At 47.4% G+C, this 16,017-nt stretch carries 13 protein-coding genes; 11 read left to right on the top strand and 2 right to left on the bottom strand.

All coding sequences use genetic code 11. The features are described from left to right. Window positions 1-413: 413 nt before the first annotated feature. Window positions 414-1,415: a Gfo/Idh/MocA family oxidoreductase gene (locus tag MKY73_RS24120; protein ID WP_339303765.1), complete on the top strand. Its 1,002-nt coding sequence runs from the start codon at window positions 414-416 to the stop codon at window positions 1,413-1,415. A gap of 20 nt (window positions 1,416-1,435) precedes the next feature. After that, window positions 1,436-2,059, top strand: coding sequence for a pyroglutamyl-peptidase I (locus MKY73_RS24115; protein ID WP_339308731.1), 624 nt, complete (start codon window positions 1,436-1,438; stop codon window positions 2,057-2,059). Window positions 2,060-2,687: 628 nt separating this feature from the next. Here MKY73_RS24115 and MKY73_RS24110 read toward each other — a convergent pair. Both MKY73_RS24110 and MKY73_RS24105 read right to left on the bottom strand, forming a co-directional pair. Then, window positions 2,688-3,530 carry a 1,4-dihydroxy-6-naphthoate synthase gene (locus tag MKY73_RS24110; protein WP_339303764.1) on the bottom strand — a complete coding sequence of 281 codons (843 nt, stop codon included), beginning with the start codon at window positions 3,528-3,530 and terminating at the stop codon, window positions 2,688-2,690. Continuing rightward, window positions 3,527-4,441, bottom strand: coding sequence for a futalosine hydrolase (locus MKY73_RS24105; RefSeq protein ID WP_339303763.1), 915 nt, complete (start codon window positions 4,439-4,441; stop codon window positions 3,527-3,529). The genes MKY73_RS24110 and MKY73_RS24105 overlap by 4 nt, the downstream gene beginning before the upstream one ends. Before the next feature lie 1,200 nt (window positions 4,442-5,641). Here MKY73_RS24105 and MKY73_RS24100 point away from each other — a divergent pair. From MKY73_RS24100 to MKY73_RS24060, 9 genes are all read left to right on the top strand, one after another. After that, the gene (locus MKY73_RS24100) at window positions 5,642-6,031 is read left to right on the top strand and encodes a GntR family transcriptional regulator (RefSeq protein WP_339303762.1); all 390 of its coding nucleotides are present in this window, start codon (window positions 5,642-5,644) and stop codon (window positions 6,029-6,031) included. After that, on the top strand, window positions 6,024-6,926 hold the full coding sequence (locus MKY73_RS24095; protein ID WP_339240048.1) for an ABC transporter ATP-binding protein: 903 nt from the start codon (window positions 6,024-6,026) through the stop codon (window positions 6,924-6,926). The genes MKY73_RS24100 and MKY73_RS24095 overlap by 8 nt, the downstream gene beginning before the upstream one ends. Continuing rightward, on the top strand, window positions 6,901-8,925 hold the full coding sequence (locus MKY73_RS24090; protein WP_339303761.1) for a hypothetical protein: 2,025 nt from the start codon (window positions 6,901-6,903) through the stop codon (window positions 8,923-8,925). The genes MKY73_RS24095 and MKY73_RS24090 overlap by 26 nt, the downstream gene beginning before the upstream one ends. A 471-nt stretch (window positions 8,926-9,396) precedes the next feature. Beyond that, the gene (locus MKY73_RS24085; RefSeq protein ID WP_339303760.1) at window positions 9,397-10,332 is read left to right on the top strand and encodes a hypothetical protein; all 936 of its coding nucleotides are present in this window, start codon (window positions 9,397-9,399) and stop codon (window positions 10,330-10,332) included. A gap of 80 nt (window positions 10,333-10,412) precedes the next feature. Continuing rightward, complete coding sequence (locus MKY73_RS24080; protein ID WP_339303759.1) at window positions 10,413-11,438, top strand: alpha/beta hydrolase; 1,026 nt, start codon at window positions 10,413-10,415, stop codon at window positions 11,436-11,438. Between the two features lie 52 nt (window positions 11,439-11,490). Next, entirely contained in the window at window positions 11,491-12,030 is a 540-nt protein-coding gene (gene nikR, locus MKY73_RS24075) for a nickel-responsive transcriptional regulator NikR (protein WP_339303758.1), read from the top strand. A 289-nt stretch (window positions 12,031-12,319) separates the two neighbouring features. Further along, window positions 12,320-13,981: an ABC transporter substrate-binding protein gene (locus tag MKY73_RS24070; protein WP_339303757.1), complete on the top strand. Its 1,662-nt coding sequence runs from the start codon at window positions 12,320-12,322 to the stop codon at window positions 13,979-13,981. A 42-nt stretch (window positions 13,982-14,023) separates the two neighbouring features. Beyond that, complete coding sequence (locus MKY73_RS24065; protein ID WP_339303756.1) at window positions 14,024-15,019, top strand: ABC transporter permease; 996 nt, start codon at window positions 14,024-14,026, stop codon at window positions 15,017-15,019. Next, window positions 15,016-16,017 carry an ABC transporter permease gene (locus tag MKY73_RS24060; RefSeq protein ID WP_339303755.1) on the top strand — a complete coding sequence of 334 codons (1,002 nt, stop codon included), beginning with the start codon at window positions 15,016-15,018 and terminating at the stop codon, window positions 16,015-16,017. Before MKY73_RS24065 ends, MKY73_RS24060 begins: the two co-directional genes overlap by 4 nt.

Below are 16,017 nucleotides of genomic sequence, written 5' to 3'. Positions count from 1 at the left end.
TAGAGCTTACCGTAGGCTCGGAGAAGTTGGAGTATAGTTATTGGCTGCCTTGTCTGTCAGGGCCCGTTCGCGGTATAGTCTATTTTTTTTATATCTGTAAGACAGGGATATGATGTGGTTGATCAGGTGTGATGGTTAATTTAACAGGATTACTTGTTTCAAGCGTGTATAGGACAAGATGGCTTGGCCCTGGTCTGCTGATAATCTTAGCAAATCTATTGAAGAATTGAAATGTACACCAATATGTTCGAGATGCTGATGAGGTGGAAGTCTCATGAACGTAAATAAAAGTTAATAATCGAAAACGTTTTCTGACGTGAACGTTTCTTTTTGGTAAAATAAAGGGGATACCATGTTGGCCTGATCTGAATCATGAACCTTTTCAACTAAATATGCAGTAGGGAGGCTTCGATATGACAGAAGTAGTGGGACGGGATAAAGTACGTTGGGGCATTATGGGCACCGGATGGATTGCATCCCAGTTCGCAAAGGATCTGGAGCATGCCGGGAACGCGGTGAAAGCAGCGGTAGGTTCACGGACGGCGGGAAGCGCGGAGAAGTTTGCAGCTGAATATGGTTTTGCACGCGCTTACGGCTCGTATGATGAGATGCTGCAAGATCCTGAAGTGGATATTATCTATGTGGCAACGCCTCATCCTGTGCATAAAGAAAATGTGATGGCTTGTCTGGAGGCAGGCAAGGCGGTGCTCTGTGAAAAGCCGTTCACGATGAATGCGCGTCAATTGGAGCAACTGGTGGAAACGGCACGGGAGCGCAACCTTTTTCTGATGGAAGGCATGTGGACACGCTTTTTGCCGCCGATCGCTCAAGCCCGAGCATGGATTGCAGAAGGACGGATCGGTGAAGTACGTTTACTCCAGGCAGACTTTGGATTCCGTGTCGGCTGGGAGCCGGAAGGAAGGTTGCTTAATCCAGATCTGGGTGGGGGAGCTTTGCTGGATGCAGGGGTGTATCCGATCTCCTTTGCTTCAATGATCTTTGGCGAACAGCCCCAGCATGTATGGAGTACGGCCAATATCGGTGAGACGGGTGTAGACGAGCAGTTTTCGGTGTTGTTGTCCTACTCCGAGGGACGGTCTGCCTCACTGAGTGCGGCCATTCGTCTGAACCTCAGCAATGAAGCGGTCATATATGGTACGGAAGGCAAGATTCGTCTACCTTTATTCCTGGCGGGCAAAGAAGCCTATCTGCATGTGAACGGTCAGGACGATCCGGAGAAATTCACGGATGATCGGACATGTATTGGTTATGCTTTTGAGGCGGAAGAAGCGGGACGTTGTATCTTGGAAGGCCGCACGGAGAGCAATACCATCAAACTGGACGAGTCCCTGGAAATCATGAAGCTGATGGATACCATTCGGGGTCAGTGGGGACTGCGTTACAAATCGGAGTAACAGACGGGAGCTGACATATGATGGTGAAGATTCTGATATCCGGGTTTGAACCTTTTGGCGGGGATACGGTGAATCCAACAGGAGCGTTAATGGAAGCTCTTGCGAACGAAGTGATGGAGGGTGCTGAGCTAAAAACAGTGCTGTTGCCAGTACACTTCGATGAATGTGCAGATCTGCTCATCGCAGAGATGGAAGCCTATCGGCCTGACGTCGTCATCGCTTGCGGGCTGGCCAAGGGCAGAACATGCATCACACCGGAGCGAATCGCCGTGAATGTCAAAGACATTCCGCCTGGTTCCTACGCGGATAACCAGGGACAGGCTCCGGTGGACGAGCCCATTGTAGATGGCAGCCCCGACGGGTTGTTCTCCACATTGCCCATCCGAGCCATGGTGAATGACATGTCAGCAGCAGGTATTCCCGCAGCCGTCTCTAATACAGCAGGCACGTATATCTGCAACAACACGATGTACCGGGTGCTGGATCACATTCGAATAGGGCAACTTCCGATCCGTGCCGGATTTGTACACTTTCCGGCTTCGACAGAGATAGCTGTTTTGCAGCCATCCGTCCCTTCGTTACCTATACCCGTGATGCTGGATGCGCTGCGGATGATGATTCGCACCATTGTGGCTGAATCATAGGGAAGGTTTGCTATCGTTCGGTTGTGGTTGCAGCAGATCGTAGGCGATGGTTGGATTTGTAGCTCACAGTTGTGAATGGGATAGCAGTGGGTTGGGATGATGGAGTACAGTAGGGTTCAAGATGACGTGGAGAGCATGGAGTTGCATGGGGTTCTTTCTGCTTTGATCTTGGGTTGAGTAGAGTGATAGATATGAAGTTGAACATGAAGTAGAATAAAAAGTTGAAATAAGAAGTTGAATATAGAATTGTATATAGAGTCAAAAAAAAGAGTTGTCCCATCGTCATGAATCTGACGTTAGGGGACAGCTCTTTCTGCTTCTATGTCGAGATCGTGTGTCGCTCAAGTCTAACGAACCCAGCGCACGCTATTCGCTTGAAATTTGCACATACCCATTTCTAACGAATCGTAGAAGCGTTATTGTGTGGAATGATCCAAGTTTGTTGGTGCTATGACCCATTTCTAGATGAATAGAGTGTCTGAGATTCGTTAGAATTCTCAACGCATGATATTAGGCTAAATAGGGTACGTAGGGTTCGTTAGGTTTAGAGCGTACAGATTATAGCTAACAAAATAGATAAAGAAATAACTAAAGAAATAGTTAAGAAATAGCTGAAAAAAATCTAATATTAGATCCGCAACAGATCAAGATCGAACTCGGGAACGAGTCCTTCTTTCATGGCACGTCCAAGTAGTGCAGTAATCGCACCGTAGCCATCATCGCCCAGATTAGCGCTGAATTCGTTAACATACAGTCCGATATGCTGTGCAGCCACGTCAGGATCCATTTCTTGAGCATGTTCCATCACGTATGCTCTCGACTCATCCGGGTGCGCCCATGCATATTCAACGGAGGCGCGTGCCCATCCGGCGAGGGCGTGAGCATCCATGTCGCGACGTGCAATGATTGCTCCGAGCGGAATCGGAAGACCGGTATCGCTTTCCCACCAGTTACCAAGATCCGTCATCAGTTTGAGATCATAGTTCTGGTACGTGAAGCGTGCTTCATGGATGACAAGTCCGGCATCGATCTTGCCGTCCCGCACAGCAGGCATGATCTGGTCAAATGGCATGACCACAATCTCACCTACGCCGCCAGGAACATTTTGTGCTGCCCACAGACGAAATAATAGATATGCTGTTGAGCGTTCGCTCGGCACAGCAACTCGTCGTCCAGACAGATAGGCTGGATCGGTCGTACCGTTTGCGGTCAGAACCAGCGGACCGCATCCTCTGCCGAGTGCACCTCCAGCTGGAAGCAGAGCGTAGTCAGATAACACGTATGGCAGTGCTGCATAAGATATTTTCATCACTTCAGGTGTGTCGGGTCCATCCGGATTAGCCGCCAGACCATTGGTAATATCAATATCAGCATACCGGACATCCAGCTCAGGTGCGCCCGGGATCAAACCGTGCACCCATGCGTGAAAGATAAATGTATCGTTTGGACAAGGGGAAAATGCAATTTTCATGATGTAATAACCTCCCGTAAAATGGAACTTGCAGCCTGGAGCGCATCGAGGGCATCCTTGATGCGCCAAGCGTCGCGGTCGCGTGGACCGACCGCGTTGGATATGGCCCGCAGTTCGAGTGCTGGCACGCCGAACTGCTGGGCAGCTGTTGCCACGCCGAAGCCTTCCATGCCTTCGGCGGCGGCATCTGGCACGCGGCGCAATAGCTCCGCGGCCGTCTCCGCTGTTCCGGTCGCTGTGGACACGGTGACCGCAGTGCCTCCGCTGACAGCGAGCCCGGCCCGCTGCAGCTCATGGCGCAGGTGAGCGGCAAGCTCCGCGTCCGCCGCCACAATGGACGAGCCGAATCCGAGCTCGTCCACACTAAGGAAGCCGTCTGGCGTCTGCGAGCCCAGATCGGCAGCAACCATGGCGTCGGCTACCACAAGGGAGCCGACGTCCGCCCGGCCGGGGAACCCGCCGCCGATGCCGGCACTGATCACCAGCCTGTAGGCTGGTGAATATCCGGCCCCGGCAAGGGGCCCCGGCCTTGAAGATGTGGCAGATGTCTGTGCCACATCCGATGGGCTTGGCGCGGTGGAACCGTGCGCCAACGCACTTGTGCTCGCTGCCGCTACGGCATATGCCAATGTAGCGGCTGTTCCAGCTGCGGCCGAGGCTGGGCCAACGCCCGCAGCAATGACGTCAAAACGTTCCGCGGCCGTGTCGCCCAAGCCGCGGAGGACCGCATCTTTTTCCGCATCCACCGCGGTGACAATTAACACACGTTGTGATGAATTTGCTGGGACAGAACTTATATCTGAAGTGTCTGAAGTGATTGTTTCCCCAATTAAATCCCCGTGATGTCCACTTCTTACGAATGATGCGTTTCGTTCATTATTCTGCTCTTCATCTTGCTTATGTTCATTCATGGCCGATTCTCCTTGTGAGGTATTAGAAGTGTAGCCTATGCCTACATAGTATCTTTCTCACAGCAAGCTTTTAGCTACACTTCTTCGGGTTATGACTTATTTCTATATTTCTGTGTAAATGTATAGCTCAACTTATATAAATTAAAATTTGGTTATATATTTGTCCACTACAAGAGGACATATCTTGTAATTTTGTCTTTCAAAGAGTGGACACTTTTTCTAAAAAGGCACTCTATCCAGTCAGAAAGATGAAACACTACATATAGACGTTTTCGGATAGAAAATCAAAAATAATCTACATGTAGAATGCCAATTCCAGGTGGATTACTTAGGTCCGTGTCCACCCTTTGAAAGACATATCTATCATATGTATGCTCAGTGTGGACAGCGCAAGTTGGCACTCTAAACGAACAAATAAACGTTTAAAAAGGCTGAAGACTGCCCCGACTCAATCAACACTAATCATACATATATCGCCTTCGGATTTTTGACCACAACAAACCCAATGAATAACAAGCGAAGTCTACACTCAACCACTGCATAGTAGGTCATTCTTACCAACCCCAAACTTAAAGCCAATACATAGTCTTGCTACTCTAATGTAGATGCCTGCTGAACAGCCAACCACCGTGCAGACAATGAATCTATGATGCAGCGCAATATATTTATGCATAACAGAGCTAACCGACCTTCAGGTTAAAAGCGCAATAAAAAGTAATCAAGATATAGTGATTATTGAACAATAGTTCATCTCCATCATAACGGAAGGGGAAAGACCTGAACAACCTTTGCATGTAATTCTGTCATAAGCGTCAAGCAAAGGTCTCGCTTAGGCGTATCACATCAAATAACTAAAACGCTTCAAGTAGACGTATCACTTCAGTAAGCCTATCTCACCTGACCTCATATGAATGCCACTCTAATTATGCCCCGTCCTAAGACGAGACGAACTTGCTCCCAAATATTTTGATATGTCAAATAAACCATATGTTATCACTCTCTTTAACGTACTCCGAATAAAACAGGAAGTCAAAGTTAACGGTTGACAATCCGATTTAACTGTATTAATAATAGTAGTACAGTTAATACACCTTGAAGTTGGACACACACATCTTGGCTATTATCTTATTGATCTACACCTCAGATAGAGTCATTCTTCAACTCATTGTAATAAACACATTTTTCGAAAGGAGGTGCGGGATGTTCGAATTAGATGTACGCAGCCGTAAGGCGATCTACGAGCAACTGGTGGACAAAGTCAAAGAAATGATCGTATACGGTATTCTAAAGCCCGACGAGCAGCTTCCTTCCGTTCGTGCGTTATCCACGCAGCTGACTGTGAATCCGAATACGATTCAAAAAGCGTATCGCGAGCTTGAACGTGAAGGTTACATTTATTCTTTGCAGGGAAAAGGGAGCTTCGTATCATCGTCAGTGGAACATCCGAATGAAGCCATGAGAGATGAGATCAGGGAGTCTCTGGTGAAGTTGATTGCAGAAGCTTCGTATTCCGGTATGACCAGAGCGGATATGACGCTTTTGTTTGAGGAAGCGATGGCCCGTATAGAGAAGGAGGAGCCTCATGATTGAACTGAATCAAGTCGTCAAAGCGTTTGAACAGGAAAAGGCAGTGGATGGCGTTACGATGAACATACATAAGGGATCGATCTATGGTTTGCTCGGTTCCAACGGGGCAGGCAAGACATCGCTGCTCAAAATGATGGCTGGTATTTACCGTCAGGATAGCGGGACAGTTCGTATCGAAGATAATGAGATTTATGAAAATATGGATCTCAAAGGCCGCACGATCTTTATGGCAGATTCGCCCTACTTTTTCCCGCAATCTTCAATAACACAGATGGCTGCATTCTATCGTTCCGTATATCCACGCTGGAATGAGGATCGGTTCAAGCAACTGGCCACCGTATTCAAACTGGATGTCAAACGCAAGCTGCATCGCATGTCCAAAGGCATGCGCCGTCAGGCAGCCGTATGGCTGGGACTTAGCTGCATGCCTGAAGTGCTGCTGATGGATGAGCCGATTGACGGCCTCGACCCGGTCATGCGCCAGCAGATCAAAAACTTGCTCTTCCAGGAAGCAGCTGAGCGTCAGGTAACCATTGTTATCTCGTCACACAACTTGCGTGAGATTGAAGATCTGTGTGACCATGTGGCGATTATGCACAAAGGCCGAATTATTGTAGAGAAGGATCTCGATGATCTGAAGGCCGATACGCACAAAATTCAGGTTGCTTTCCGACATCCGGACCATGCCAAAGCCATGGATGAACAGATTAATATTTTGCATGAAGAAAAACGGGGAAGTGTATCCCTGTACATTGTCAAAGGCAACCGACAACAGGTAACGGATCAATTCCGTATACATGATCCTTATCTGCTGGATGTACTGCCTCTGACGCTCGAAGAAATCTTTATCTACGAAATGGAGGACGCAGGGTATGATATTCAACCGATTGTTCTGTAACCGGGGCATCCTGATCCAAAATTTCAGACAACATGGATGGATCGGCATTTTGTACCTGATCACATTGTTGTTCTCACTTCCGTTATATATCGCTACCGAGTACAGGGACGTTCCACAGCAGATTACAAGTCTGTTTCAGGCTAATGGTGAAGTGCAGATTCTGTTCGCCATTACACTGCCTGTAGCGGCTGGAATCTTTCTTTTTCGGTACATTCAGTCCGGTGCACCTTCTGATCTGTATCATAGTTTGCCTTTACGACGTAAACATCTGTTAACGGTTAATCTGTTGACTGGATATGCCATGATCCTGCTTCCAATCTGGATTACAACTGCAATTACCGGCTGGGTATGGGTAGTACTGGATCAACCTGCTTTTCTGTTCGATGGCAGTACGATCTGGATGTGGGGCTTGAGCATGAGTATCTACTCGCTGTTTATGTTCATGATAACTGTGACGGTCGGCATGTGTATTGGGCAATCTGTATTGCAGGGGCTCACCGTGTACGCGATCCTCTTATTACCTGTTGTTGTGTGGTTCATTATGTCACTTCATCTCCAGCATTATTTGCTTGGATATCCGTACGATGAATTGGGACGTAATGCAGAAATGTCAATTGTTCTTCGCATGGCTTCAATCAGTTATTCTCCTATCACCAATGGAGAACTTATAATCTATTCGATATTCGCAATCCTGTTTATTCCTCTGACTTATATACTCTATGCGAGAAGACAGGTTGAATCTGCTACGCAAGCAGTTACGTTTACTCTAGTGAAACCTATATTCCGATTTGGTTTAATGTTTACGTTGGTTCTGATTGGCGGAGCTTACTTCACGCTTATTGCTCCTAGAGGATCAGCCGGATGGGGAATCTTCGGATATATTCTTGGTGGAATTGTAGGTTATATCGTTGCCGAGATGATTATTCGTAAAACATGGTTGATCTGGAGCAACAGGCTGCTGCCCAAGCTGATTCTGTATGGTATCGTCGCTGGTTTGGTATTGTACATCCCTATTGCCGACTGGAATGGATACGCTGCCCGAGTACCTGAACTGAACAAGGTTAAAAGTATTAAGCTTGGCGGAGAGCGTTACATCTACAGTAACGGTGTCAATCAGATAATGGATGACGGTCACCTCTATTCCAATGATCCGGAATACATGGACGCAGTTATCGCTCTTCATCAAAAAATTGTGGATTCCGATCTTCCTATACTGAATGACCCAATCAATCCAGGTATGCGTAACGATGAGTATGTATTTATTAACTACAAGCTGGATAACGGCAAAGTGATGAAACGTAAATACTACATTCCAGAAGCCGAATTCCATCAGGAATTAATGGCTCTGAAACAGTCCCAGGATTACAAAAGAGTAGCCTTTGAAACGTATAAGCTGGAAGAGGATGCATTAAGTTTTGGCATTCGCTCTGCCACTAGTTCATACCGAAAGGTGTACATTAGCAATCCGGAGCAAGTCCGTGAATTCAAGGAACTCTTGAAACAGGACATTTTGGACCAGACCTATGAAGAACAGCGCTCTCCGTGGCAGTCGTTTGCTTACGCGGAGATGAATCAGGACTCTACTTCGAAAGATCCATTTCAACCGAGAGAGATGTGGAACTTTGAGATCAAACCTAGCTATGATCGGGTATTGGCTTGGCTGAAGGAGAACAAATTATACGACCAGTTGCTTGTCCAGGCAGATGAGATTGTCTCCGCTCAGTTTGCGAAGCAGGAGATTAACAGTCCGGGCTCGCTTCAGTGGGCGACTCCACAGCCCGAATATATCGATGGGGGTCTAAGCATCAAGAAGCAGGTCGCGACCCAAAATAAAGAAATCATTAGCGATCTGCTCAAACGTCAGCGGTCTGGTTATCTAACAGAGAAAGATACCATTTATCAGATCAAGTTGAATGTAACTCGTGGCGAGAACATCTACATGATGCTGAAAGAAGAAGATCTGACCGAGGAAATGAAAGCCATACTGGTCAATCAATAAGCTGAGTTATATAAGTTGTTAACTATTAGCGGAAAGGGTTCTCCCGTTGATTAAAGGGTTGATATTAGACCAAAAAAACTAGCACGACTTGACCAGATACAGCGAATGGAATATATTAGAAAAAGGGAAGGTTCGAGCGACTCGTTCAATCGAATCTCATATGGAACGGCTTATGAGGGAAGCACCCGTAAGAGCAGGCAAATGCCTGTCTTGCGGGTGCTTTTTTGTCGTTCGCTGATTTCGTTGGCGATTCTGCTACATATTTTAGAAGAAAGGGTGTAGAGACGCATGCAAACAGAAGTGTGGAAGGAAACGATAAACGATCAGGAGGCCATGATAGCGATGATATGTGGTTGTTCCCTATTGGAACGATCAAGCTCACATCACTTCATAGACCATCATGGTTTCTTGGAAGGAAAGAAGGGTCGACAGCCTATCGAAGATTTAGCTTTAGAGGAAGAAATGGCTTCAATGGAGACAAGTGTAGGTCCATCTCATGTTCTGACAGGACATAGCGTTAGTCACGCAGCACGTCAACGTAAAGTCCAACGATCTCATTTGCGATCATTCGCTCCTCTTTTATTTGGATCACGCCTACTTATAGGGCTTGTGATTTTGTTCGGCGCAGGCATGAGCTATTTTGCTTCTTCAGTCGAGGCGGCGGGCATAGATCTTGGTGTAACCGCTCAGAAGGCCTGGGATTCCGTTTTGAACAAAGCCGATGTCCATACTAACCAAACGTTGAATCAAGCGTATGAGAAAGTGGGGAACTGGAAGGCTCAAGAGCAGGCTTGGGAACAAAAAATAAAGACACTTCATGCCGCCAATACCGCGGAATTGGAGCGATTACGTGTAGTAATAAGACAAACTGATGACGCGAAGATCGCAGCTCTAACTGAAAAGGTAAAACAAACCCAAGCCCGATATGAACCGCTATTCGCCCTCTATAGTTCAGTCAATCGACAGTTGGATGCAGCCAAAGCCATCAAAAATAAGGAATGGAGTGCTGCAATTCGCACGCAGGCGGAGACTTTAAAACCCGTTGTGCAGCTTGCCAGAGAAGACATTCGGATCAAGAAAAAGGAACTTGCTGAAGCTCGTAAACGGAAGAGCACTGAAATAAAACGTTTACGAGTTATGTTAACAGGGGCCGACTCCGCGAAAAAACAGATTCAAACGGCTAAAAAGCAGGCAACTCTGGCAAAAGAACGATATTCGGGCGCGCTACAACAGTTCAAGCAGAGTGCAAAGCAAGGCCAAGCGTCACGTGTACTCAGCTCATTGAACGCATTGGCTTCTGCAGCAGAGAAGTGGGCAGGCACAAAACAACATATCCACACTTTGGAGCAGAAAGTATCCACTACATATATGAAAGTCAGACAGGAAATCGCCAAGAGATCCAAATAAGAGGAAACCCGGTCCTCTCCGCAACGTACACCACTTTAGATGTAAAGATGCTTCGATGATGATGGAACGAGGTGAAGCTGTTGCAGTCCAAGTTGGAGGCAAAACGTACGGGGGCAAGAGGGTTTAAACGTAAACGGTACTGGATTCCCGGTGTTGTACTCATTTTCATCATAGGTTTTGTTGGAATTGGTGCTCAATTCACACCCAAAATAACGGTATTTTTATTAAAATCATTCATTGAGATTGCTAATCAAGATACGAACAGCAAAGATCGTATGATCTCGGAGGATGTAACTCTTGTTGCGAATGTGCCCTATGCAGACCAAGGCCGTAATGACAGTACGCTGGATATCTATTATCCTTCCGCAACATCGGAACCTTTGCCTATCGTGTTGTGGGTTCATGGCGGTGGATGGGTCTTGGGAGACAAAGCGGACATCGCAAATTATGCCGTACAATTAGCCAAGCAGGGTTATGTTGTCGTCAGTATGAATTATGCGCTCGCACCAGATACGACATATCCCATTCCCGTGGTTCAAACGAATCAGGCTTTGAATTACGTGAAGAACCATGTCAGCGAGTATCAGGGTGACCCGGAAAACCTATTTCTCGCAGGCAACTCGGCAGGTGCCCAGATTGCAAGTCAGACTGCGGCCGTGGTGACGAATCCATCCCTAGCCAAGCTCATGAATATAACACCATCCGTTCAGCCAGAAGAATTACGTGGGGTTCTTCTATTCTGTGGTCCTTACAATCTGAGCACAGTAGCGGAAACAGGCTTTCCACTCATACGTACATTTCTCTGGTCATATACGGGAGTCAAAACATTTGAAGACTACCCAAGATTGAATGAAATGTCGACCGTTCTACAGACTACCGAAGCGTACCCGCCTGCATTTATTACCTCAGGCAATGATGACCCTTTGACCAGTCAATCGATTGAGCTGGCACAAGTCTTGAAGCGACTTGATGTTGATACGGAAACGTTATTTTTCTCAAACTCCTCAGAGAAGCTGGGACATGATTATCAATTTGATCTGAAGAGTGATGCTGGTCAACAGGCAATACGTTCGGCAGTACGATTTATGCAACAGTATAGTCGATGAGCAGACAAGTCTGTGGTACACTCGAAGCAAATGAGGGCGCAGGAGGAGAAGCATGGCAGACAAAGAAGATTTGACCCGGTTCGGAGTGGCGTTTCCGACACCTCTAATTGAGCAGTTTGACCAGTATATTGAGGAACAGGGATACAGAAACCGATCCGAAGCTTTCCGTGATCTTGTTCGCAAAACATTACTGCAACCCTCTGTGCTACAATCCGATCAGGATGTGGCTGGCACCATTGTGATGGTCTATGATCACCATATCAGTGATCTTCCCATTCGCTTGATGGAGCTCCAACATGAGGCGCATCATGACATCATCTCCAATATGCATGTACACCTGAACCATGACCAATGCCTGGAGGTCATTGCAGTACGGGGAAACCTGGGACGGTTGCGACATCTGCATCAACAGATCCAGGTGCAAAAAGGGGTCTTGTATGCTGAGCTTTCTGTGACTTATGTGGATGAACTCAACAAACTGGCTCATGCTCAGAGTCTAGATCAGGAAGACAATCCGAATCAAAGTCAGGATCACAATCACAATGCGAGTCAGCATGGTCATAGTCATCATCATCATCGTTCTGCCGATTAAGATGAAGTGTGTGTTTAATGTCTATGAAAATATAGCGAATCTAAAAAACAGACCTTTGGTTAGATGCCAACCGTCTGTTTTTTTTGTTGTTTGTTACAATACCTAACTTTATGAAGCGATACAGTTGCCGGTTTATATGGATTTTTAATGATTAAATCGTATATATGAAAATATTTGGATTTTGGAGTTAACTTTATTGACATAAGTTTTGCGTTTTGTGCTACAATTTCCGTAAAAAGTAACACGGAATAAGTGAGTGCAGCACATATTTAGAGGGGGAACGACCAGAATGGACAGATTTACATGGAGATGGGGAAAACGAAGAACAGTTAGAACAGGATTAGGCATCCTGCTTATATGTTCCATTGGATTATCGGGTTGTGCACAGGGATCGGCGCCAACAGCTTCATCAGCAGAGAATAGCCAGTCCGGAACAACCTCAACCAAGGACGAATTGGTGCTGGCTGTTGGTACCGAGCCGGAAGGCGGGTTTGATCCGACAACCGGATGGGGGCAATATGGTTCACCGCTTTTCCAGAGTACTTTGCTGAAGAGAGACGCCAAGCTTCAACTGGTTAACGATCTGGCTACGGCATACTCCGTTAGTGAAGATGGGTTAACCTGGAAGATTACGCTTCGGGATGATGTGAAGTTCTCTGATGGGGAACCTTTGACGTCTGAGGATGTGAAATTTACGTTTGAAACGGCTGCTCAGAGTGGTTCTGTGATTGATTTGACGAATATGGCTGATGTGCAGGCACCTGATGATCAAACGGTCGTATTCACACTGAAGTCGCCGCAGTCAACATTCATCAGCCTGCTGACGACACTCGGCATTGTGCCTGAACACGCCTATGGTGCTGATTATGCAGAGCATCCGGTTGGATCAGGACCGTACAAGCTGGTTCAGTGGGACAAAGGACAACAGGCCATCGTTGAAGCCAATGAAGAGTATTACGGTAACAAGTCTGTATTCCACAAACTCACCTTTCTCTATCTGGATGAAGATGCGGCCTATGCTGCTGCACAGGCAGGTACAGTGGATATCGCTGCGATCCCGGCAGCATTTAGCAAACAACAGGTGAATGGCATGACATTAGAGGCCGTAAAAACGGTAGATAACCGGGGCATTATGTTCCCCATGCAGCCTGCTGGTGCCGAGTCGGGCGATGGTCTCCCCGCAGGGAATGATGTGACATCCGATCTGGCGATTCGCCAAGCGGTGAATGTTGTGATTGATCGTAAGGCTTTGGTTGAGGGTGTACTTGAAGGATATGGTCGTCCTTCTTATTCCGTCAGTGATGATCTGCCTTGGAGCAATGCAGAAGCTGTATTTACGGATGCCAATCTCAATGAAGCGAAGCGCATTCTGGCGTCTGGTGGCTGGGTGGATGCAGATGGTGATGGTATCGTCGAGAAAAACGGCATGAAGGCCGAGTTCAATCTGCTTTATTTTGCAGGTGATTTAACAAGACAATCTCTCGCGTTAGCTACTGCGGATATGGTTGCCCAGGCGGGAATTAAAATCAATGTGGAAGGCAAAAGTCGTGAAGAGACGAAAAAGATGGCTTACTCCAACGCTGTATTATTTGGTTGGGGAAGTCATGACCCACTCGAAACCTATAACCTCTATAGCAGTACCCACAAGGGAGAGGGATATTACAATGTAGGACTGTACAGTAATCCTGTCGTAGATTCATGGATGGAGAAGGCCCTTCAGGCCACCAGTGAGGAAGAGGCATTGCCCTTCTGGCAAAAAGCGGAGTGGGATGGAACAACAGGTTTCAGTTATCAGGGGGATGCACCTTGGGCGTGGCTCGTAAATATAGACCATCTGTATCTGGTTACGAATGGATTAAACATTGGCGAGCAGCAGATTCACCCTCATGGTCACGGCTGGCCAGTGACATCCAATCTGGAGGAATGGTCCTGGGATAACAGCGCGAAATAAGAAGCATAGCGGTAGCTTTAGCCTGAATTGGGGAGAGATTGGATGACAGGCAGGAATGGATGGGCCAGATTTGTTGGTAATAAAGTGTTGCGACTCGTATCTCTATTGGTTGGAGTCAGTGTGTTGTCTTTTATATTAATGCAATTCTCTCCTGTTGATCCGATCGAAGCCTACATAGGTGGAGACATGATCAGGGTAAGTGCCGAACAGCGCAGTTTAATCGAAGAACGTTGGGGATTGAATGAATCTCCCATGGAACGATTGCTAACTTGGGGACAAGCACTGATTCAGGGAGATTTGGGAACATCAATGATCTACAGACAGCCTGTAGCGGATATTATCCAGGAACGGTTCATGAATTCTGTCGCGCTTATGGCTGTGGCCTGGCTACTATCGGGTATCTTTGGGTTCACTCTTGGTGTCGTTGCTGCCATGAGACGGGATTCGAAGCTGGATCGTCTGATCTGCTGGTATTGTTATACGCTGGCCTCCACGCCGGTATTCTGGATTGCGCTGTTGATGCTGATGGTATTTGGGGTGTGGCTCGGATGGCTACCGGTTGGCCTTGGAGTACCCGCAGGCATGTCGGCTGATCAGGTGACCTGGGGAGATCGGGCTATTCATATGATTCTGCCAGCGTTGACCCTCAGTTTGACCGGGGTAGCTTCCATCGCTTTGCATACCCGGCAGAAGCTCATGGATGTGCTGGAGTCAGATTATATTCTGTTTGCGAGAGCACGAGGTGAGCGTGGATTTCAGCTGTTCCGTCGACATGGGTTCAGACATGTTGTTTTGCCAGCGATTACGCTGCAGTTTGCTTCGTTCAGTGAACTGTTCGGCGGGGCTGTGCTAGCAGAGCAGGTATTTTCATACCCGGGCCTTGGTCAGGCAACGGTTCAAGCAGGGTTGCGTGGAGATGTTCCACTGCTGCTTGGACTTGTGATGTGCAGTGCAATTTTTGTGTTTACAGGTAATATGGTGGCTGACATTCTGTATCGCTTGATCGACCCACGAATGAAGGAGGAGTTGATGTCATGAAACAGACGATTGAACGCTCCTCTGAGCAGAAGGCAGATACAGCCCAAGTACAGAAAGTGAAAACTGCAAAACAAGAGATAAGGTACAACATTACTTCGGAATTTCTGCAAGTGGGGGCTGAACGAGAAACAAGCCAAACTAGAAAAGGAGGATATGCTCGTACCAAAGACCAACATTTCCGCAATCCTCGCCAAAGGGCGGTGATCTGGGGAAGCCTTGCAGTGATCTGGATTGCCGTTGTCTGGTCGACGGGAAGATTGTTTCCCGCTGGTTCTACGTTGACATCATTAATGGATCGAAATCTGTCTCCAACCTGGGCGCATCCATTTGGCACAGATTGGCTCGGAAGAGATATGTTCATGCGTACGTTAAAAGGACTGGCAACCAGCATTCAAGTGGGACTATTTGCTGCATGTGGTGGCGGATTGATCGCACTGCTGCTGGGTTTGGGGGCGGCTTCTAGCCGAGTTGCTGACCGGGTAATCTCCTGGATCATCGACCTGTTCCTGAGTGTGCCTCATCTGGTATCGCTGGTTATGCTGGCCTTTGTATTTGGTGGGGGTTTGGCAGGAGTGGCGGCAGCCATCGCGCTGACGCACTGGCCGAATCTGGCCCGGATTGTACGAGCGGAGATGATTCAACTGAAATCCGCGGAGTACATTCAGATTTCACACAAGTTGGGTCAATCGCGATTACGGATTGCGGTGCAGCATATGCTGCCACATTTAGTCCCGCAACTGTTTGTGGGCGTACTGTTAATTTTCCCCCATGCGATTCTGCATGAGGCAGCCATTACGTTTCTGGGGCTGGGGTTATCCCCGCAGCAACCGGCCATTGGCATTATTTTGTCAGAGTCGATGAGATATTTATCTGCTGGCATGTGGTGGCTCGCCTTTTTCCCGGGACTGGCATTGTTGCTGGTTGTTCGTGCGTTTGATGTATTGGGCAGCAGTCTCAAGACGTTAACGGGTACAGATAGTTCAAGGGAGGTGAGGTAA

The organism is Paenibacillus sp. FSL R5-0519, from assembly GCF_037974275.1.
Classification (GTDB): Bacteria; Bacillota; Bacilli; order Paenibacillales; family Paenibacillaceae; genus Paenibacillus.
This window is presented reverse-complemented; position numbering and strand designations above follow the sequence as displayed.